Source organism: Halomonas sp. HMF6819, assembly GCF_044335525.1.
Classification (GTDB): Bacteria; Pseudomonadota; Gammaproteobacteria; order Pseudomonadales; family Halomonadaceae; genus Vreelandella.
The window spans coordinates 328,973-348,057 of record NZ_JBIQVY010000002.1 but is presented as its reverse complement, the minus strand read 5'-3'; the positions used below and the strand labels follow the sequence as shown (position 1 = coordinate 348,057).

Sequence of the window (19,085 nt, the reverse complement as noted above, 5' to 3'; positions counted from 1 at the left end):
TCTCTTGTTAGAACCAGAAGAAACGATAAAAGGTGTTTAGGTAACCGGCGCCGGGTTGAAAAGCACCAGGTCGTTGTGAATGCCGAGCCTGTCCGCGGCGGCCTGTTTACGGCCGCTGGCGACATCGAGGATCAGATGGAAAAGCTCCCAGCCCAGATCCTCAATGCTGGCCTCGCCGGTAGCGACACGCCCGGCATCCAGGTCGATGATGTCGTGCCAGCGGCGCGCCAGATGCGAGTTGGTCGCGACCTTGAGCACGGGCACCATGGCAAGCCCGTAGGGCGTACCGCGCCCGGTGGTGAAGACCTGCAGGTTCATCCCGGCAGCCAGCTGGAGCGTGCCGCAAATGAAGTCGCTCGCCGGCGTGGCCGCAAAGGTGAGCCCCTTGCGCCGCAGTCGCTCGCCCGGGCCGATGACGTCGACGATCGGCGAGTTGCCGGACTTGATGACCGAGCCCAACGCCTTCTCGACCACGTTGCTCAAACCGCCCTTCTTGTTGCCCGGGGACGGGTTGGCGCTACGATCGGCCTGGCCTTGTAATAGATAGTCGTCGTACCAGGCCATTTGATCGATCAGCGCCTGGCCGACCTCGCGGTCGATGGCGCGCGGGGTCAGCAGGTGAATGGCGTCACGCACCTCGGTCACTTCCGAGAACATGACGCTGCCGCCGGCGCGCACGATTAGATCCGTGGCAAAGCCCACCGCCGGGTTGGCCGTTACGCCGGAAAAAGCGTCGCTGCCGCCGCACTGCATACCAACCGCCAATTCCGAGGCCGGGCAGGTTTCGCGGCTTCGCTTGTTCAAGCGCTCGAGATGGCGCTCGGCCATGGCCAGAATGCCGTCGACCATCTCGCCAAAGCCTTCAAAGCTCTCGTCCTGCATACTCAGCACGTTGGCTTCGGGGTCGGCGGCTTCGGTATTTTCGTAAATCTTGACCGGCCGGTCTTCGAGCAGCGTCGAGGGCTGGAGTTTTTCACAGCCAAGCCCGATCACCATGATCTCATTGCCAAAGTTGGGGTTAAGCGCGATGTTCTTTAGCGTACGAATGGGGACGATCGCGGCCGGTGCGTTGATCGCCACGCCGCAGCCGTAGCTGTGGTTGAGCCCGACCACATCATCGACGTTGGGAAAGCGCGGTAACAGCTCGCGCTTGATCCGCCCGACCACGTACTCCACCGTGCCGGCAACGCACTGAACGCTGGTGGTAATGCCCAGCACGTTCTTGGTGCCGACGCTGCCGTCGGGGTTGCGAAAGCCCTCGAAGGTATAGCCTTCGAGCGGCTCCTGCGCCGGGGGCTCGCGCGTTGCCAGCGGCAGCTCCTCGAGCGCCGGGGCGATCGGCAGACGCACATTGTGCTCGTTGACGTGCGCGCCGCGCTCGATCGCCACAACCGCGGTGCCGATCACTTCGCCGTAGCGCAGAATGTCATCGTTTTGCTCGATCGGCCTGAGCGCCACCTTGTGGCCCTGCGGGATCGGCATGGTGGTGGTGCAGTCGTCGTTGATTCTCACACCCGCCTCGAGGCCGCCGTGCTCGATCACGATGGCAACGTTGTCGCTCGGGTGTACCTGAATCACGCGTGAATTAGTCGTTACGAGAGTCATGATGCGCTCCTGAATCGGTGTGCGAAGGGTCATGCATTTGACTCAGCTCCACTTTCTGCCGGGCGCGGGACTTGAAGCCCATCACGATGGCAAACAGCACGGAAGCGGCGATCAGTCCCCAGAGCACCATAGCGATGGGGCTCTTGGTGAAGAAGATGCTGTAGGTGCCAAAGGATTCCAGGCTCTTGACGAAATAGACTTCCGCCTGGCTACCCAGAATGAACCCGATGATCAGAGGCGCCACTTCAAGCCCGATCTTCTGAATCAGATAGCCCAGCACGCCAAAGATCAGCAGTGTCCAGACATCGAACATGATGCCGTAGTTGATGGCATACGCCCCGACCACGCACATCATCACGATAAGCGGGTACAGAATATGCTTGGGCACCATCACCACCTTGGCGATGTGCTTGATGGCAAAGAACATCAGCCCGAACATGATGAAGTTCGCCAGCACCAGCGCCGTCATCATGACGTACCAGGTGTCGTGGTTTTCCGGAATGAACAGCGGCCCGACCTGGATGCCCTGAAGCGTAAAGGCGCCGATCAAAACGGCAGTGGTGGAGTCGCCCGGAATACCCAGCGACAAAAGCGGAATCAAGGCGCCGCCGGTCAGCGCGTTATTGGCCGACTCTGATGCAATCAGGCCCTGCGGGGCGCCCTTGCCCATTTGCGAAGAGTCCTTCGCCAGGTTCTTTTCCTGGGTGTAGGCGAGTACGGACGCCGCGCTGCCACCCACGCCCGGCAGCATGCCGACGAAGGTGCCGATGAACGAGGAGCGCGTCAGGTTAGTGAAGCTGCCCTTGAAAACCGATAACGAGAAGCCGCCTTCCTTGCCGATCTTGATGCGCTCACCGGCCATATCGCGCTTCACGCCCTTTTCCGCCTCGAGCAAAATGGTGGAGATACCAAAGATGCCGATCAGCACGGGCAGCAGTGAAAAGCCCTCGAACAGGTACGGCTCCATGAAATCGAACATCAGTCGTGTGTGGCCGTTGCCGCCGTCGGAGATGCTGTAATCGCCGATCAGGCTAAGCCAAATACCAATCACGCCGCTGAAGATGCCGATCAGCATGCTGCTGGACAGCGAGGCGATGACGGAAAGCGCCAGCAAAATGATGAGAAACTTCTCCACGTAGGAGAACTTGATCGAAAAGTCGGCCAGAAGCGGGGCAAACAAGAAAAGCACCAGCGCGCTGACGAGCCCACCGACCAATGAGGCGATCACGCAGACGCGCAGCGCTTTTTCACCTTCGCCCTTCTGGGCCATGGGGTAGCCATCGAAGGTGGTGGTGATCGAGGACGGCGTGCCGGGAATATTCAACAGCACCGCTGGAACCATGCCGCCGGAAATACCGCCGACGTAAAGGCCCAGCAGCAGTGCCAGCCCGTGATTCAAGCCCAACGCATAGGTCAGCGGCAAACAAACGGCCACCGCCATGGTGGCGGTCATGCCCGGAATCGCGCCAAAGATGATACCCACGAGGGTGCCAAAGCTGACGAGCATTAAAAAGGAGAGATCGATAAAGGTTAGAAATTCCATGGCGATATACCCGCTCCGGTCACGGCAGAGTAATGGTGAAGAGCTTGGCGAGCACGAACCAGGCAAGCGTCGGCGCGACAATGGCATTGATCACGACGATGATGAGCGCTTTTTTCGTCCACTCGTGGAGATACATCAGTGACATGGCCAGCACGAAGGCCATCGACACGAACAAAAAGCCGTACCCGGTATAGGGAAACAGATCGCCTACCACGGCCATCAGGTAGAAGTAGGCACTGATCAGCGCCAGCGTGCCGAAAAAGCGCGCGGAATCTCTCGACTCTCCGATAATCGGCAGCGTGCGTTCTCCGCGTTTGACGGCGGCCAAAAAAGGCACCACTTTCGTGACCAGAATGAGCGCGAATAGCCCGGCCAATACCCAGTGAACGATGTGGGGGAAAAACAGGTGCGACGTTTCGAAGTCGATCGAAACGCTCAACGGATCTGACGCCATAACGGCTCCAAGAACGTAAACTCGGCGCGCGCCGGGCTCTCGGGAGCAAGTCCGCCACGCGCCTAGTTGGGGATGAGCGACCGGTGGACAGGCCCACCGGTCACCGTTTGCTTAATCGAGGTTGCTGATGATCTCTTCGTAGCGCGACATCTTCTCTTGCAGATACTCGGAGGCTTCAGCGGAAGGCTTGAAATCGGGGATGAAGAAAGCGTCCAGCTGCGCTTGCTGAATCTCGCCTTCGTCGTAGATCTCGGCAAGCGCTTCGTCGATCTGATCGACGATGCCCTGATCCATGTCCTTGTTGTAAAGGAAGAAGAACTCTTTATCAAAGGTGAAGTTTTCGTCATCGCCCATGGAGACCGTCACGTTGGGCTCGACGTACTCCAGAAGCTGTTCGCGACTTGTTTGACCCAGCCCCTCTTCCGGCGCCTGTTCGATGGTGTCCTGACGCGCCGTCAGCCAGATAAAGCGCATCGCTTTCTGGTCGTCTTCGGGCAGACGCGTGTACTGCTCGTTGGCCTGAACGCTGCCGTTGATGATATCGGCCTGGCCATCGAACAGCTGCTGGTTCTTGTCGGACTGAGAGCCGGTATTGACGGCAACCAGATTCTCTTCCTGGCCAGGATACTCGATGGCGATCGCGTTTTTAAGCGCGCTGTAACCGATCTCTGAAACGCCGCCGGGCTGAATGGCCACGCGCACGGTTTCGCCGTTACCTACCGCCTCGACGACATCGTCGAGCGTCTGGTAGGGCGAGTCCATGGGCACCAGGTAAGCGTTGCCGGGGTTGATGGCGATCGTCGGCCCAACGGTGTAGTTCTCGAAAACGTCGTCGTAGCCTTCGACGCCGTAGAGATAGCCAAGGTAGGACTGATCATGAAAAATCATCAGGGTATTGCCCCGAGAATCCCTGTCCAGCGTGCGAAACGCAGAGCTTGCGCCAACGGCATCGACTTTCATGTTCAAACCGAGATGCTCGGCCAGCCGGTCGACCACGATGCTGGCGTTTTGGTAAGTGTCGCCCCCGGTCGAGGTCGACCCGATCACGACACGGACGTTGCCGCGCAGCTGGGCATCCTGGGCCATGGCGACACTGGAGCTAAGGGCGAGCCCTGTCATAAGACCAGCGACACTAACACTCATCAGCGTTTTTTTGGTTAGCATAAGCGTACCTTTTGCGTTCATAGTGAGTTGTTGCTTTAAAGAGAACGGCTCTTCGGCTTAAGGCCCTTGGCGACCTTCGACCACCTTCTGGTTAACAACGTCTGGCGTACGTCAGGCGGTACTTTAGAAGCTATTAATAATACATCATACAAGTAGAAGATTAAGAACAAGCAAGAAGCGGAGCAAGCGTAAAAACCGAAAACGCGACCAAAGTTTAATCCCTGATTAACGTTAAACGGTAAAAAGACGAAGTTTGGTTCTAAAAACCGAATCAGGCTTTATCTATAGAGGCATCAAGACGATCATTACGCTAAAGATTCAGAACCAAATCCTCTTGAAAGCGATAACGGCCCACCTCCTCCGGATACCCGCCTGGATTTGCCACCACCCGCGTTCCTTCCTGTACCAGATCCACAGGCTCGTGCACGTGGCCGTGAATCCAGAGATCCATGCGCCCCATTAGCCCCGCCAGGTGCGAAGCGAACGCCGGGGAGAGCACATCACCGACGTATTGCAGGGGAATACAGTCGCGAAGCGGCGCGTGGTGGCTGATGACCACGCGCGGGCCCTCAAAAGGTTCGCTGAGCGCTTGGGTCAGCCAGCCGAGCGCCTCGCGATGAAGCGCCTGACTCGCTTCAGGGGTGAAAACCTCGCCCTGCCCATCGATGATGATCTGATAGTCCGGCATCAGCCGGCGGGCTTTTTCCGCGCACGCGTCGAAATTGCGGGCGGGGTTCCCCGCGTACAGGTTGAAATCGGTCCAGAGCGTGGTGCCGTAGAAACGCACGCCCCCCAGGGTGACCGCTCGGTTGTCCAAAAGCTCGATGCCCAAGCGTTTGGCTTCGCGGGCTAGGGTCTGACGGTGCTCGGTCAGGTGAGTGCCGTAGAACTCGTGGTTGCCCGGCACGTAGAGAATGGGCAGGTCGGGAAAGCGCGCCCGCGCCCAACCGAGGCCTTCGGCGGCGCGGTGGATGTCGCCGGCAAGCACCAGGGCGTCCGCCTCGACATCGGGTATCATTCGCCCGCTAGGAAAGTGTTCGAGGTGCAGATCCGAAAGTACGTGCAGGCGCATGGCGTATCCTTGATATGACTGCCCGCCCGTTTTGACGCGGGCGGGCCTGATGCTGACTGCCGAATAGCTAGCGTTTCAGGAAGTTGCTCTTCACCAGGTGGACGACCTCGTCCATGCGCCCGCTGAGCACCGCCTTGGCAGAATAAAGCGCGGTGGCGGCGACCTGGCCGGATTCCACTTTCGGCGGCATGACCAGCTCCATCGGGTTGGTCATCACGTCTAAAAGCGCCGGGCCGGGCTGGGCCAGCCACTCGGTCACTGCGGCATCGAGTTCGTCCTCGCGCTCGACGCGTTTGCCCCAGAGCCCGATGGCGCGAGCGACATCGCCGAAGTTGGGGTTTTGTAGCTCGGTGTAGGCGTCGAGCATGCCCTCCACCTTCTGCTCGAGCTCGACGAAGCTCAGCGACTGATTATTGTACACCGCGATTTTCAGCGGAATCTGGTGCTGTACCAGCGTCAGAAGATCGCCCATCAGCATGGAGAGCCCGCCGTCGCCGCACAGGGCGATCACCTGACGGCCCGGGTAGGCGAGCTGAATGCCCAACGCCTGAGGGTAGGCGTTGGCCATGGTGCCGTGCTGCAGGCTCGACAGCGTCTTGCGCTCCGGCCCGGTGTGGATATGGCGCAGCATCCAGACGTTGACGCTGCCGGTGTCGGCGGTGAACAACGCGTTTTCATCGCTTAACCGGTCGATGGCGAGTGTCAGCTCCTGAGGGTGAATCGTCGTGTTGCTCTTCGTGTCGTGCGCCGACTTCTCGAGAGATTTTTTATAGCGCTTCAGGCACTTGTCGAGCCAGCTCGTGTGCTCGTTGGCCTGGACGCTTTGCACCAGCGCCTCGCAGGTTTCAGCGATGGTGCCGATGATGCCGACATCCACCGGGTAGCGCTTGCCGATCTGGGTCGGTTCATGGTCAACCTGAATGATCTTCGCCCCGTCCGGGTAGAACTGGGCAAACGCGAAGCTGCAGCCAAGCAACAGCAGCGTGTCGCACTCCGCCACCGCGTGATAGCCACCTTCCAGCCCGTATACGCCGGTCATACCGACCTGGTAAGGGTTGTCGTACTCGATGTAGTTCTTGGCCCGCGAGGTCCAAGCGATCGGCGCGTTGAGCTTTTCCGCCAGCGCCATCACTTGGTCGCGGGCGTCCTCGCAGCCGGCGCCGGCGAAGATGGTGATCTTGCCGCCTTTATTGAGTTCGCGAACCGCCGGTACCAGCGCCTCGGCGCTCGGGCGAATCGAGTAGTCGAAGGTGTGGGCCTTGAAGGTCAGCTCAGTGGAGGGCTTTTGGGTCATGACGTCGCCTGGCACGATCAGCACCGCCACGCCGCGCTTGGCAATCGCTGCCTGGGCGGCCATGGCCGCCGTGCGTCCGGCCTGCTCGGGAGAGGCGATGGTTTCGCAAAACACGCTGTACTGTTTGAAAATCGCGCTTTGATCCACTTCCTGGGGGAAGTGGTTGCCGACCTCACCAAGGGCAATTTGACTGGCGATCAGCACGACCGGCGCATTATTGCGGTGGGCGTCGAACAGGCCGTTGACGAAGTGCAGGCTGCCCGGGCCGCAGGAGCCCGCGCACAGCGCAAGCTCACCGGTCATGTAGGCCTCGCCGCCGGCAGCAAAGCCCCCGACCTCTTCGTGGCGCACGCCGACCCACTCGATCTCGCTCGTCCTGAGCGCATCGGTGAAATGATTGAGCGAATCGCCCACCACGCCGTAACAGCGTTTGGCGCCGGCATTTTGCAGGGTATTGACGAGAATTTCGGCTACATTGGCGCTCATTGGGCGACTCCATTCGCAGTAATGATACAAGACCCGTTAAAGCCTAGTTGCTTTCACGGGCTTTTGCCGACTTTCACCAACACCGACTCATGCTGCAATGCAGCATGAATGCGCTATACTGTCGCTGCGGTTCGCAACAGGAGGACACGCAATGACCGATACCCTGATGCACGGCTATCGCGAAAGCGATCGCCGTGGGCTGACAGGCGGTAATAATGAAGTATGGTGTTTCTGGGAGCAGCAGGCTCTTTGGCAGCGCCAAGCGGCGGAGAAATTCGCCGCGCACATCGGTTAGGCTCGCAGCCGCGATAACCTTTCTCGTAAAGCCGGCGCCGCGCGCCGGCTTTTTTTCGCGCGCTCTACCGCTCGGCTTGCTGTGCGCTCAGATACGCCTCTTGCAGAACGTACATGCGTTTGACGTCGCGATAGCGCCCGTTGATGAAGAACTCCTGCACCAAGTGCCCTTCCTCGATGAAGCCGCAGTCACGATACAGGTGTACCGCGCGGGTGTTCTCGACGGCGACGATCAAATACACCTTGTGCAGGTTCAAAATGGTGAATGAATAACCGAGCGTCTGATGGATCATCGAGCGCGCGTAGCCGCGCCCTTGGTACTCCGGCGCGACGATGATCTGAAACTCGGCGCTTCGATGGATGTAGTCGATCTCGATCAGCTCGACCAGCCCGATGGAAACGCCAGCGGCGTCCTGCACGACGAAACGACGCTCGGCGTTGTCGTGGATATGCTTATTGTAAAGCTCCTCGAGCTCGTCAAAGGACTCGTAAGGCTCCTCGAACCAGTAGGACATGACGCTTTGGTTGTTGTTGAGCTCATGGATAAAGCGCAGATCGCTTCGCTCAAGCGCGCGCAGGTACAGAACCGGGTTCATCGGCGGACTCGCTGAGAAGGCGTTCAAAAGAGAAAAAATCGGCCAGCGGGTGGGGCGCGCCTTCGATCAGCGCGCGCAGAAGCGGCGCGCCCATCATCGAGTAGCTGATGCCGTTACCGCCGTAGGCCAGGGCAAAATAGACGTGCGGCCCCCACCGTTTGCAGGCACCGAAATAAGGCAGTCCATCCTCGGTTTCGGCGAAGGTGCCGGCCCAGCTAAAGGTCGGGTTGATTTCGAGATCCGGCCATAGAGCCTCGACCTTGCGGGCAAGACCGTGCGCCTTGTCCATCACGCGGTCGTCGCGCCGCGCCGGGATATCGGTGTCGTCGTCATCGCCGCCGACCAGAAGCCGCCCTTCGTCGGTGGCGCGCATATAAAGGTAAGGCCTGGCCGACTCCCACACCAGCGTATGGCGCAACTTGCCGAGCTTTTCCGGCGCAATTGGGTCGGTCACGAAGGCGTAGCTGCTGCGATTTTTCGCTACCGGCGCGTCCAGCCAGCGCTGAGACTCATAGCCCGCCGCGATCACCACTTTACCCGCCTCGAGCGTCGCGCCGTTTTTAAGGCGCACCTGCACGCCGTCAGCAACGGGGTCGATGGTGTCCACCTCTGTGCGATCGAACACCTCGCCGCCCAAGCTTCGCACGCGCTCAAAAAGCCGGTACGCCATCAGATAAGGGTCGAGACTGGCCGCCAGCCGCGACAGGATCGCACAGGGGGCCTCGATGCCGTAGGCTTCAAAAAGCGCCTCGCGATCCAACCACTGCATGTCGAAGCCGTGCTTCTCGCGCAGGGCGAACTCGGCTGTGAGCGCCGGCACGTCCTCTTCGCTGGTGGCGTAGTAGAGACTTTCATGACGCTCGAAAGAGACGTTACCGAGCTCCCCGGCCAGGCGCTCGAGGGTCAAAATGGCATCGGCGCAGCCCTGGTACGCCATCACCGCGTGCCGCTCGTCGTAGCGCTTGGTCAAGTCGACCAGGTGAGTGTCGATTTCGTACTGTAAAAGCGCGGTACTCGCCGCCGAGCTGCCCCAGCCAATGTCGCGGCGCTCGACCACCACCACGTGGTGGCCGTGCTGGCAAAGCTCATCGGCGATCAGCGCGCCGGTGATGCCGCCGCCGATGACGAGCACATCGCAGGCGTGGTCGCGCTCCAATTGAGGAAAAGAGACAAGCAGGCCATTTTTCACCGCCCAGAACGGATAACCGCTTTTCAGATCCATTTTATCGCCTTCACGTGGCTGTACTGTGAACCATTGTTTTGTTACCTATGGTTCTGTTAACCATAGCGGCTGGCGCTCGTCTTGTCCGTAGCCTGCGGCAAGTAAAGCGCCAGCCATCAAAGGAGCCAGCCCCGTGATCGATCTACGCAGCGATACCGTCACCCGCCCAAGCCAAACCATGCGCGAGGCGATGCTCGCCGCCGCCCTGGGCGACGACGTGTGGGGCGACGACCCCACCGTCAACGCCTTCCAGCAGGATTTGGCCGAGCGCGCCGGAAAAGAAGCCGCCCTGCTCTTCCCCAGCGGCACCCAGAGCAACCTGGTGGGGCTGATGGCGCACTGCGAGCGCGGCGACGAGTACATTGTCGGCCAGAGCGCCCACACCTACCGCTATGAAGGCGGCGGCGCGGCGGTGCTGGGCAGCATTCAGCCCCAGCCGATCGAAAACGCGCCGGACGGCACCTTGCCGCTCGAAAAAATAGAAGCCGCGGTCAAGGCCGACGATCCTCACTTCGCCCGCACCCGGCTGCTGGCGCTGGAGAACACCATCGCCGGCAAGGTGCTGCCCGCCGACTACGTTGAGAGCGCCGTTGCGCTTGCCCGACATCACGGCCTCGCCACCCACCTGGACGGCGCGCGGCTGTTCAACGCCATGGTGGCCTCGGACAGCTCGCTCAAGGCGATGTGCCGGCCGTTCGATAGCGTGTCGCTGTGTTTTTCCAAGGGGCTTGGCGCGCCGATCGGCTCGGCGCTGGTGGGCTCCCACGCGTTCATCAAAAAGGCGCGGCGCTGGCGCAAGGTGGTCGGCGGCGGCATGCGCCAATCCGGGCTGATCGCCGCCGCCTGTCAGTACGCGCTCGATCACCACGTGGAAGGGTTAAAGGACGACCACCGCCGCGCGGCGCGCCTGGGCGAGGGTTTGGCGGCGATGCCTGGACTTACGGTGACGTCTCAGGCGACCAACATGGTGTTCACCCAGGTCGAGAAGGACCATATCGCCCCGCTCGCCGCGTGGCTCAAGGAGCACGATATTCTGCTCGATCTCGTCTACGCCACGCGTTTTGTGGTGCATCGCGATATCGACGACGGCGACATCGAGCGCGTGATCGCGGTGATAAAAGCGTATTTTGACCGCCAGACGTAGGTACTGGACGTAATCGTACTCAAAGCCGGCGCAGCCCCCACATGAAGTAGGCGCCGCCGATGAGCGAGGCGACCAGCCCCGCGGGAATGTCGTAGGGGAACATGATCTGGCGGCCGATAAAATCCGCTAGCACCATCAACAGCGTGCCGATCAAAGCAGCGCCCAGCAGGTGCCACCAGGCGCGGGAAAAGCCCATTAGCCGCGCCATGTGGGGGGCCAGCAGACCGATGAACGACAGCGGCCCGACCACCAGCGTGGCGCAGGCGGTGAGTACCGCCACCAGCAGCAACAGCGCCAGCCGCGCGCGATTGAGCGCGATGCCGAGCCCCTGCGCGGTCGCCGCCCCCAGCGGCAGAATGTCGAGCCAGCGGGTAAAGGGCAGCGCCAGCAGCAAAAGCCCCGCCGCCGCCGCGCCGACCAGCGCCGCGCTTGGTACATCGACGTAGTAAGTGGAGCCGGCAAGCCAGGCGATGACCTGCTGACCGCGCGGGTCGCCGCCGGCCAGAATCACCCCGCGCACCGCGTCGAAAAGCGCCCCGATGGCCACCCCGCTGAGCAGCAGCCGCTCCGGCGCAAAGCCGCTTTTGCGGTTGACCAAAAGCAAGAACCCGAGCGTGGCCAGCGCGCCCAGCGTGCCCGCACCGACCAGCAGCGCGCTATTCGACGCCGGCAGCCAATAAATGCCGAGAATCAGCGCGACCGCGCAGCCCCCGCTGATGCCCAGCACTTCCGGGCTTGCCATCGGATTGCCGGAAAGCCGCTGCAAGAGCGTACCCGCCACCGCCAGCATCAGCCCGCTGGCCGCCGCCGCGATCACCCTCGGGGCGCGCCACTCCATGACCGCGACGTCGAACGGCGAAACGACGCTCATGCCCTGTCCGCTTTGGCCGACCATCAGGGCCAGCAGTACCGCGCCACCAAGCGCCACCAAAAGCCCCGCCGCCAGCCGCCCCGGTGCCGCGTGGCGACGCAGCACCACGTGGGAGGCCTCGGGCGGGCGATCGCTTCCAAGCTTCAAGCGCGGAATCAGCCACAGCAGCAGCGGCGCGCCCAGCGCTCCGGTCACCGCGCCGGTGGGTAAAAGCGTTGTGAGCTGGCCAGAGAAGCGCTGTAGCAAAAGATCCGTAGTCGCCAGCAGCACCGCGCCCAGAAGCGTTGAAAACACCAGCCGCGGGCCAAGGCGCCGGGCACCGGCCATACGCGCGATGTTCGGCGCCGCCAGGCCGATAAAACCGATGATGCCCACCACGCTGACCACGCTTGCGGTAATGAACACCGCCACGCCCAGCCCGGCCAGGCGCAGGTACTTGAGCGAAAACCCCAAGCTTTTGGCACTGGCGTCGTCGAGCTCCAGCACCACCAGCGGGCGAATCAACAGCGCCGCGGCCACCGCGCTGAGGGCCAGGCGTATCGAGAGCGTGACCACGCCCTCCCAGCCGTTTTGCACAAGCGACCCCGCCCCCCAGATCAAAAGCCCCGCCAGGGTTTCATGATTGAACAGCAGCACCGCGGTGCCCAGCGCCCCTAAATAGAGATTGACTACCAGCCCCGCCAGCACCACCACCACCGGCGCCAGGCGCCGCCGCCAGGCAAGCCCGAACACCAGCGCCATGGCCGCCGCACCGCCGCCAAGCGCCACCCATTCACGCCCAAACGCCAAAATCCCCGGCGCCAGCAGCGTGGCCAGCATCAGCGCCAGGCTAGCGCCGCTGGCCACCCCCAGGGTGGTCGGTGAAGCCAGCGGGTTGCGCAACACCTGCTGCATCAACACGCCGGCCAGCGCCAGCGCCGCGCCGGCCAGTAGCGAGATCAAAAGCCGTGGCCACCAGGCAAAATGCAAAATCTGAGCCTCGACGCTGGAAAGTGTTGGGTCAAACAGGCCCTCCAGGCTCGCGTCCAATCCGCCTTGAGCCATCATCGCGGTGGCGAGCAGCACGGCCAAAGGCAGGCCGAGCAGACCAAACGTCACAGTGCTGCGTAGGTGGGGTATCGACGGCACGGCTAACAAACGCCTGGAGAAACGATAAAAACTAAATCATGCGCTGTCATGAAAAGCCGGCCACAGAAAGAGAAGGAAAGAACAAAAAGAAATAATTCGACGCCAGGATTCTAAATGATAAGTATTAACACTACAATTGGACGATTCATTTGCTCATACACCCGGGAGCCGCGCATGTTCGACGTGCTGAACGCCCGCTTTACCGTTGCCGGCAAGCCCTTGCTTCACTCCATCTCTCACACGTTCGAGCAGGGCAAGGTCGTAGGGCTGATCGGCCACAACGGCTCGGGCAAGTCGACGCTTATCAAGCTGCTGGCCCAGCAGAATGCGCTTTCCGGCGGCGATATCCTGTTCGACCAGCGCCCGCTCGCCCAGTGGGGGCACCGCGAGTTCGCCCGCCAGGTTGCCTATCTGCCCCAGCACCTGCCCAGCGCCGACAACCTGACCGCCCGCGAGCTGATCGGTTTTGGCCGCTACCCGTGGCACGGGCTTTTGGGCCGTCATACCCAGAAAGACCGGGACGCCATTGAACGCGCCATCGCCCTGACCCACACCCACGCCTTCGCCGACCGGATGGTGGATACGCTCTCCGGCGGCGAGCGCCAGCGCGTCTGGCTCGCCATGCTGCTCGCACAGGGTAGCCGCTTTTTGCTGCTCGACGAGCCGCTGGCCGCACTCGATATTGCCCACCAGATCGAGGTGCTGGCGCTGACGCGAAAGCTCTGCGACGAGCTCGATCTGGGTGTGATCATCGTGCTGCACGACATCAACATGGCCGCTCGCTACTGCGACGAGCTTTTGGCTCTGCACAGCGGCCGGCTGCTGGCGCACGGCACGCCGGACGAGTTGATGGACGCCCAAACCCTGGAGGCGATCTATGGGCTGCCCATGCAGGTGATCGACCGCCCCGGTGGGCGCTCCCCCATCGCCGTGGCCCATTAAACGCGCCGATACGCGTGCGGAATTCGTCGCACGCGGTTTAACTGATAACCATTATCGATTAATCTAGGCGTTGACCGGTCGATGTCTCGATGCCCCTGGAGTGCGACGATGCCCCTGGCTTTCAGCGAACCCGACATGCTACGCCCCACCACGCTCGCCGAGTGCTACACCGACCGGCTGGCGCACCTGACGCCGCCGCGCATAGGCGGTACGCCGCCCGCGGGCGCCATCAAGGCGTCGCGTTGGCGCAACCCGGCGCTTTTGGAGCAGAGCATCGCACCTTACGCGGCGCGCTTTGCCGGCGGTGATCGCCGCGCGGTCACCTCGCTCTGGTCGAAGTGGCTGTTTAGCTCGCTCACCGTGCCCACCGTCGTTTCTCACCTGCTGCTCGACCGAAACCCGCCGGTGGCGCTGGATGATGTGTACGTGCTGCCCAACGAGGAAGGCTGCGTGACGGGGCTCTGGCTTGCCCACGAAGGTGAATCGATGACCACCGATGATCCGGTCGAGCGCTTCTCGACGCTGATCGACGGGCACTGGGCGCCGCTGATCGAGCGCCTGTCGACGCTGGTGGGGCTGGCCCCGCGCGTGTTCTGGAGCAACGCCGGCGGCTATCTCGACTACTACGTCAACCTGCTGGCCGATCACCCAAGCGTTCGCCCGAATGCCCTCGCCGCCGCCCGCGCCCTTTTGGAGTCGCGCACCCTGGGCGGCCAGCGCAACCCGCTCTACCAGCCGGTACGAAGCTACCAGCCCAAGGGCTCGGATGAAGTCAAGCAGGTGCGCAAGCTCTGCTGTCTACGCTACCTGCTGGACGAGTTCGAGGTCTGCAGCAACTGCCCGCTCGAAGGGTGCGACCGCCAAGTACGACGCTGATCACCCCCTTCTCCCGCGCGTTTTTCACGGCGGCGTGATCTGCGCCACCGCGTCCAGGCTTGCCTGAGCGCGCTGCTCGCCTTCGAGCTCGAACAAATGACCTGCGGACATTTCCAGCAGCCGGTCGGCGTGCACGAAGTAGCTATCGTCATGGCTGATGGCGAAGACCGTCGTGCCCATCGCTTTCAGGTGGGGCAACAGCTCGCGATAGAAAAGCCGGCGAAACTGCGGGTCCTGATCCGCCGCCCATTCGTCGAGCAGCAGCACGTCGCGCTCCTCGGCGATGGCGAGCAGCAGCGCCAAGCGCTTTTTCTGGCCCTGGGAGAGCTGGGTATTGGTGACGCGCGCGCCCGCCCACTCGAGCTTGTGCGCTATTTGCAGCCGCTCGAGCCAGCGCTCGACCAGCACCGGGTCTGACGGCCCGCCGCCTTCGCCCATGAGCTGATCAAACGCGTGAAAGTCGGTGAATACGCTCGAAAAGCGCGCGCGAAAGGCGTCCCAGTTGTGCGCGTCGATGCGCGTATCGTCGATCTGCACGTAGCCGCTCTGCGGGCGGTAGAGCCCGGACAAGAGGCGCGCAAGCGTCGACTTGCCGCTGCCGTTGCCGCCAATCAGGAACACCTGCTCGCCGCGGTGCAGGGTCAGGTTCACCGGGCCGACCTTGAACGCGCCCTGGCCGCTTGCGTCTCCCGGGTAGGCGTAAGTCACGTCCACCAAGCGAATGCACTGCCAGTCGCGCAGCGTGTCCTTGACGGCGAAGTCGGCGCGGTACTCGGCGAGCTCCAGGCTTTTGAGCTTGTCGAACGCGACCTGGGCGCTGATCAGCGTCGGCCAGGCGCCGATCGCCTGAATCAGCGGGGTGCGCAAAAACAGCAGCGTCAGCGCGAAGGTCGCCGCCGCCGCCGGGCTCGCCCAGCCGAGCACGTTGGCCATGAAAAACACCACGCCGATGGCGCCGAGCATCATGATGTTCGACCAGTTGCCGGCGCTCAGGTGGTAAGTGTCCGCGCGAATGATGTGATACAGGTAGGTTTTGGCGTTCGCCGTGTAGGTCTCGTCGAAAAAGCGCCGGGCGCGGTCGCGGTTGAGGGTGAGCTCCTTGCGCCCTTCGATGGCGGTCTGGTAGTCGCGGTATAAGAGATCCTCGCTTTCGCGCACCAGATGAAAGTGGCGATACACCTTCGACACCAGCCACCAGCCGATGCCCATGGTCGCCGCCATCCAGAGCACGGTGACCAGCACCATCTCCGGCGAAAGCCACGCCAGATAAGCCACGCACGCCACGGTCATCACCACACCCTGCACGAGCTCCGGCAGGCGAACGAAGCCAATGGTGATGTTGCGCACGTCGCTCGAAAGGCTCGCCAGAAGCGTAGCGTTACCCACCCGCTCGATGCGCTCGATATCGGTATCCAGAATACGCTTCAATAGCCGGCTGCGCAGGTTATAGACGAAGTAGTGGCCCAGTAGCGTCAGCGCCAGCTGAGTAGCCAGGGTGACCGCCAGCAGCAGCGTCAAGAGCCCGAGAAACGGCACCAGCACCGACAGCGTGCTGTCGGCGACGATCAGGTGCTGATTGATGAACGCAATGACTCCGACGCCCAGCCCGGCGCTGAAAAGGCTCAGCCCGATGGCGCCTAAAAAGGGCCAGCGGTAGTGCGTAAAGACCACCCGCAGCAACTCCATTCTCACCTCCCCCGTTGACTGGACGACGAATTGTGACGCACTCGGCCCGCAAGTCAACAAAAGTGAGTGATTTGCATTTACACCAAACCTCCGCCTCGTTCAAGTCGCTTTTCAACAGCCGCCAACGAAAAAGGGACCGGCCGCGTTCGCGAACCGATCCCTTGTCTAGACCGCCTGTGGATCAGTCGAAAAGACTCATCCGCTTAATGACATTGTCGCGTTTGATCCGCCAGTGAAATAGCGCCCCGCCTACGTGCAGCACGACCAGCACCAGAATCGCCCAGCCCAATGCTTCATGCCAGCCAAAGAGCGTTTGGGAAAGCGCCGCGTTCTCGCTCAAAAAGCCCGGCAGGTGCCAGACGAAGAACTCGACCGGATAGCCGCCGGTGGCGGTGGCCGCCCAACCGATCAGCGGCATCAGTACCAGCGCGATATACAAAAGATGGTGCACGCTTTTACTCACCACCCGCTCGAAGGCGTTCAAGGGCGGATCGTGATCCGGCACCACGAACGCGGCCCGGGTGATGATTCGAAGCGTCATCAATAGCAGGATCAATACACCCAGCGTCTTGTGGCCGGTGTACATCACGTTGGTCAAGGTAGTGCCCAACGCGTCGGCGGTGCGCTCGAAGCCCCAGGTGCCCAGGGTCAAACCCGTGGCCAACGACACGAGCACCGCCGCGGCGACCAGCCAGTGCAGCACTCGGTGAGGATAAATGTAGTGGTCCAGCTCGTGCATCGGTGGCTCCTGACGCCCAGGTTCTGTCTGGAAAATGCTTATGGGTGAAAACAAGCTTGCGGGTGAAACTGCCCTTAACCTTATAACGCTTCGCCAATCGCCGCTAGCTGTTCGCGAATTAACTCGGCCAGCCGCCGGGCTGGCTCCGTCGGCCGGTGAGGGGCGCGGTGCAGGGCGAGTTCGATGTAAGGAAGCGTAGGTAGCCCGCTCGCTTCGTCCAGCGGGCGAAGCGAAGGCGTAAGCATGCTGCGCGTGACCACCACGACGGCAAGCCCGGCGGTGACGATCGGCGCAAGCCCGGCCATCGACTGGCTGGTATAGGCCACGCGCCAGTCGCGACCCGCTGCCTGCAGCGCCTGTTCCGCCACCTCGCGAAACACATCCGCGCCGGGCGAATATAGCGCTAGCGGGATCGGGTCGCTCAAAAGTGGCTGCTGATTGATGCCCACCGCCCATAAAAGCGGCTCGCGCCGAATGACCTCGCCGCCAGGCGAATTGCGCTGGCGCGTGACCAGTGCCAAATCGATATCGGCGTTTTTGACCTGCTCGACCAGGTGCGCGCTGGTTCCACAGATCACCGTCAACCCCACCGCCGGGTAAAGCTGGTGAAAGTAGGCGAACACCGACGGTAAAAGCGACGCGTAATCCTCGGGAATCCCTAAGGTCAGGTCGCCGGTGACCTGTCGGGCCTGCATGTCGCTAAAGGCTTCATCGTTGAGCGCCAGCAAGCGTCTGGCGTGGGCTAAAAGCCGCTCGCCTTCCTGGGTAAAGCGAATCCGGCGACCTTCGCGTTCGTGAAGTGTTAAGTCCAGCTGCCCCTCCAGGCGCTGTAGCTGCATGCTTACCGTGGACTGGGTATAGGCCAAACGCTTGGCGGCTGCGGTGACGCTGCCGGTATCGGCGATCGCCACGACGGTACGAAGCAGCGACAAGTCGAAAATGGGTGCGCGCATATATCACCGCTGTTGATAGGTATCATCATTAAAGATCGATATTGTGATATTTAAAGAGCGATTATGCTGACCCCCACCTAAAGAAAGCAAGGTTTGTCTATCCGCATCGATCGTTAGTGAAGGAGCCATCATGTATCGCGTTCATCTCCCTACCCTGCCCGCTCGCGGCTACAGCATCGCAGCCGCCTCGATCGCGGTGGCGCTCTGGAGCGTTGCCCCGCTGCTGGCCGGCATGGCTCAAACCTCGTCGCCGCTGCAGCTGACGGCGCTGACGCTGCTGGCAGGCGCACTTGCGACGCTGCCGCTGAGCCGCAAAACGGGAGTGAACACGATGCGCCCGCTCTGGGCGATGAGCGTTTGGCTTGGGGTGCCGCTTTTGATTGTCGGCGCGGTCAGCAGCTACTTCATCGGCATGCGTTTGGCGCCGGCGGCCGACGCCGCGCTTATCACCTACACCTGGCCGGTACTGTTCGTACTGTTGAGCCAGTACAGCCGCCACAAGCGGCTGCGCCTTGAAGGCGTCATCGGCGCGCTGATCGCGTTTTTCGGCGCATCGCTTTTGATGCTGCCTCAGGCGCTTTCCGGCGGGTTCAACGGCGAGCTCACCGGCTACGCCATCGCGCTGCTTTCGGCCTGCTGCTGGGCGCTCTACTCCTGGTTTGGCCAGAGCGCACCGGTAGCGCTGACGCCGCTTCTGCCGCGCCTTCTGCTGATCGCCTGCGCGTTAGCCACGGGCGCGAGCCTGGTACTCGAAAACGATTTGACGCTGCCGCAAAGCGAGGCGCTGCTGGCGGGTATCGCGCTGGGGCTGGGGCCTTACGGCATTGCCATGGTGGCCTGGGACAAGGCGCTGCGTTTGGGCCACTCAAACCTGGTGGGAAGCCTAGCCTACGGCGTGCCGATTCTCGCCGGCCTGCTGCTGGTGCTGGCCGGCATGAGCGTGCTCGACTGGCGCCTGCCAATGGCCGCCGTACTGGTCGTGGCAGGCTGCTTGAAGGCGGGCCGCTAATATCACA

The 19,085-nt window shown here is 61.9% G+C and carries 17 protein-coding genes; 5 read left to right on the top strand and 12 right to left on the bottom strand.

Annotation, left to right across the window (positions count from 1 at the left end):
• Window positions 1–36: 36 nt before the first annotated feature.
• From garD to ACGLWX_RS07540, 6 genes are all read right to left on the bottom strand, one after another.
• The gene (gene garD / locus ACGLWX_RS07565; protein WP_396238662.1) at window positions 37–1,605 is read right to left on the bottom strand and encodes a galactarate dehydratase; all 1,569 of its coding nucleotides are present in this window, start codon (window positions 1,603–1,605) and stop codon (window positions 37–39) included.
• Window positions 1,586–3,148, bottom strand: coding sequence for a tripartite tricarboxylate transporter permease (locus ACGLWX_RS07560; protein WP_396238660.1), 1,563 nt, complete (start codon window positions 3,146–3,148; stop codon window positions 1,586–1,588). The genes garD and ACGLWX_RS07560 overlap by 20 nt, the downstream gene beginning before the upstream one ends.
• 19 nt (window positions 3,149–3,167) lie before the next feature.
• A complete protein-coding gene (locus tag ACGLWX_RS07555) occupies window positions 3,168–3,602 on the bottom strand; it encodes a tripartite tricarboxylate transporter (protein WP_252106465.1) in 435 nt (144 codons plus the stop codon).
• Window positions 3,603–3,713: 111 nt separating this feature from the next.
• Window positions 3,714–4,766 carry an ABC transporter substrate-binding protein gene (locus ACGLWX_RS07550; protein ID WP_252106464.1) on the bottom strand — a complete coding sequence of 351 codons (1,053 nt, stop codon included), beginning with the start codon at window positions 4,764–4,766 and terminating at the stop codon, window positions 3,714–3,716.
• 310 nt (window positions 4,767–5,076) lie between these two features.
• Window positions 5,077–5,838 carry a metallophosphoesterase gene (locus tag ACGLWX_RS07545; protein WP_396238658.1) on the bottom strand — a complete coding sequence of 254 codons (762 nt, stop codon included), beginning with the start codon at window positions 5,836–5,838 and terminating at the stop codon, window positions 5,077–5,079.
• Window positions 5,839–5,905: 67 nt separating this feature from the next.
• Complete coding sequence (locus tag ACGLWX_RS07540; RefSeq protein WP_396238656.1) at window positions 5,906–7,618, bottom strand: thiamine pyrophosphate-dependent enzyme; 1,713 nt, start codon at window positions 7,616–7,618, stop codon at window positions 5,906–5,908.
• A gap of 151 nt (window positions 7,619–7,769) precedes the next feature.
• Between ACGLWX_RS07540 and ACGLWX_RS07535 the strand changes: the two genes are divergently transcribed.
• A complete protein-coding gene (locus ACGLWX_RS07535; protein ID WP_252106461.1) occupies window positions 7,770–7,913 on the top strand; it encodes a hypothetical protein in 144 nt (47 codons plus the stop codon).
• Window positions 7,914–7,977: 64 nt separating this feature from the next.
• Here ACGLWX_RS07535 and speG read toward each other — a convergent pair whose 3' ends face one another.
• Both speG and ACGLWX_RS07525 read right to left on the bottom strand, forming a co-directional pair.
• A complete protein-coding gene (speG, locus tag ACGLWX_RS07530) occupies window positions 7,978–8,508 on the bottom strand; it encodes a spermidine N1-acetyltransferase (RefSeq protein WP_252106460.1) in 531 nt (176 codons plus the stop codon).
• The gene (locus tag ACGLWX_RS07525) at window positions 8,477–9,730 is read right to left on the bottom strand and encodes an NAD(P)/FAD-dependent oxidoreductase (RefSeq protein WP_396238654.1); all 1,254 of its coding nucleotides are present in this window, start codon (window positions 9,728–9,730) and stop codon (window positions 8,477–8,479) included. Before ACGLWX_RS07525 ends, speG begins: the two co-directional genes overlap by 32 nt.
• A gap of 133 nt (window positions 9,731–9,863) precedes the next feature.
• On the opposite strand from ACGLWX_RS07525, the gene ltaE reads away from it, so the two are divergent.
• Window positions 9,864–10,874: a low-specificity L-threonine aldolase gene (gene ltaE, locus ACGLWX_RS07520; RefSeq protein ID WP_396238652.1), complete on the top strand. Its 1,011-nt coding sequence runs from the start codon at window positions 9,864–9,866 to the stop codon at window positions 10,872–10,874.
• A 19-nt stretch (window positions 10,875–10,893) separates the two neighbouring features.
• On the opposite strand, the gene fhuB is transcribed toward ltaE, so the two are convergent.
• Window positions 10,894–12,873: a Fe(3+)-hydroxamate ABC transporter permease FhuB gene (gene fhuB, locus ACGLWX_RS07515; RefSeq protein WP_396238650.1), complete on the bottom strand. Its 1,980-nt coding sequence runs from the start codon at window positions 12,871–12,873 to the stop codon at window positions 10,894–10,896.
• A gap of 174 nt (window positions 12,874–13,047) precedes the next feature.
• Here fhuB and ACGLWX_RS07510 point away from each other — a divergent pair, with 174 nt between their 5' ends.
• Window positions 13,048–13,815, top strand: coding sequence for an ATP-binding cassette domain-containing protein (locus tag ACGLWX_RS07510; RefSeq protein ID WP_396238648.1), 768 nt, complete (start codon window positions 13,048–13,050; stop codon window positions 13,813–13,815).
• 108 nt (window positions 13,816–13,923) lie between these two features.
• Window positions 13,924–14,691, top strand: a complete 768-nt coding sequence (fhuF, locus tag ACGLWX_RS07505; protein WP_396238646.1) for a siderophore-iron reductase FhuF — start codon at window positions 13,924–13,926, stop codon at window positions 14,689–14,691.
• A gap of 24 nt (window positions 14,692–14,715) precedes the next feature.
• On the opposite strand, the gene ACGLWX_RS07500 is transcribed toward fhuF, so the two are convergent.
• The 3 genes from ACGLWX_RS07500 to ACGLWX_RS07490 form a co-directional block, all read right to left on the bottom strand.
• Window positions 14,716–16,377 carry a multidrug ABC transporter permease/ATP-binding protein gene (locus ACGLWX_RS07500; protein WP_396238644.1) on the bottom strand — a complete coding sequence of 554 codons (1,662 nt, stop codon included), beginning with the start codon at window positions 16,375–16,377 and terminating at the stop codon, window positions 14,716–14,718.
• Window positions 16,378–16,558: 181 nt separating this feature from the next.
• Window positions 16,559–17,116, bottom strand: a complete 558-nt coding sequence (locus tag ACGLWX_RS07495) for a cytochrome b (RefSeq protein WP_396238642.1) — start codon at window positions 17,114–17,116, stop codon at window positions 16,559–16,561.
• Between the two features lie 80 nt (window positions 17,117–17,196).
• Window positions 17,197–18,069, bottom strand: a complete 873-nt coding sequence (locus ACGLWX_RS07490; RefSeq protein WP_396238640.1) for a LysR substrate-binding domain-containing protein — start codon at window positions 18,067–18,069, stop codon at window positions 17,197–17,199.
• 130 nt (window positions 18,070–18,199) lie between these two features.
• Between ACGLWX_RS07490 and ACGLWX_RS07485 the strand changes: the two genes are divergently transcribed.
• Window positions 18,200–19,078, top strand: a complete 879-nt coding sequence (locus ACGLWX_RS07485) for a DMT family transporter (RefSeq protein WP_396238638.1) — start codon at window positions 18,200–18,202, stop codon at window positions 19,076–19,078.
• Window positions 19,079–19,085 lie beyond the last annotated feature (7 nt).

Bases quoted from the DNA above. Each gene is read 5' to 3' on its own strand.
- fhuF (WP_396238646.1), top strand. From the start codon at position 13,924: ATGCCCCTGGCTTTCAGCGAACCCGACATGCTACGCCCCACCACGCTC.
- speG (WP_252106460.1), bottom strand. From the start codon at position 8,508: ATGAACCCGGTTCTGTACCTGCGCGCGCTTGAGCGAAGCGATCTGCGC.
- ACGLWX_RS07535 (WP_252106461.1), top strand. From the start codon at position 7,770: ATGACCGATACCCTGATGCACGGCTATCGCGAAAGCGATCGCCGTGGG.
- ACGLWX_RS07490 (WP_396238640.1), bottom strand. From the start codon at position 18,069: ATGCGCGCACCCATTTTCGACTTGTCGCTGCTTCGTACCGTCGTGGCG.
- ACGLWX_RS07485 (WP_396238638.1), top strand. From the start codon at position 18,200: ATGTATCGCGTTCATCTCCCTACCCTGCCCGCTCGCGGCTACAGCATC.
- ACGLWX_RS07510 (WP_396238648.1), top strand. From the start codon at position 13,048: ATGTTCGACGTGCTGAACGCCCGCTTTACCGTTGCCGGCAAGCCCTTG.
- ACGLWX_RS07540 (WP_396238656.1), bottom strand. From the start codon at position 7,618: ATGAGCGCCAATGTAGCCGAAATTCTCGTCAATACCCTGCAAAATGCC.
- ACGLWX_RS07560 (WP_396238660.1), bottom strand. From the start codon at position 3,148: ATGGAATTTCTAACCTTTATCGATCTCTCCTTTTTAATGCTCGTCAGC.
- ACGLWX_RS07495 (WP_396238642.1), bottom strand. From the start codon at position 17,116: ATGCACGAGCTGGACCACTACATTTATCCTCACCGAGTGCTGCACTGG.
- ACGLWX_RS07555 (WP_252106465.1), bottom strand. From the start codon at position 3,602: ATGGCGTCAGATCCGTTGAGCGTTTCGATCGACTTCGAAACGTCGCAC.
- ACGLWX_RS07525 (WP_396238654.1), bottom strand. From the start codon at position 9,730: ATGGATCTGAAAAGCGGTTATCCGTTCTGGGCGGTGAAAAATGGCCTG.
- ACGLWX_RS07500 (WP_396238644.1), bottom strand. From the start codon at position 16,377: ATGGAGTTGCTGCGGGTGGTCTTTACGCACTACCGCTGGCCCTTTTTA.
- garD (WP_396238662.1), bottom strand. From the start codon at position 1,605: ATGACTCTCGTAACGACTAATTCACGCGTGATTCAGGTACACCCGAGC.
- ACGLWX_RS07545 (WP_396238658.1), bottom strand. From the start codon at position 5,838: ATGCGCCTGCACGTACTTTCGGATCTGCACCTCGAACACTTTCCTAGC.
- ACGLWX_RS07550 (WP_252106464.1), bottom strand. From the start codon at position 4,766: ATGCTAACCAAAAAAACGCTGATGAGTGTTAGTGTCGCTGGTCTTATG.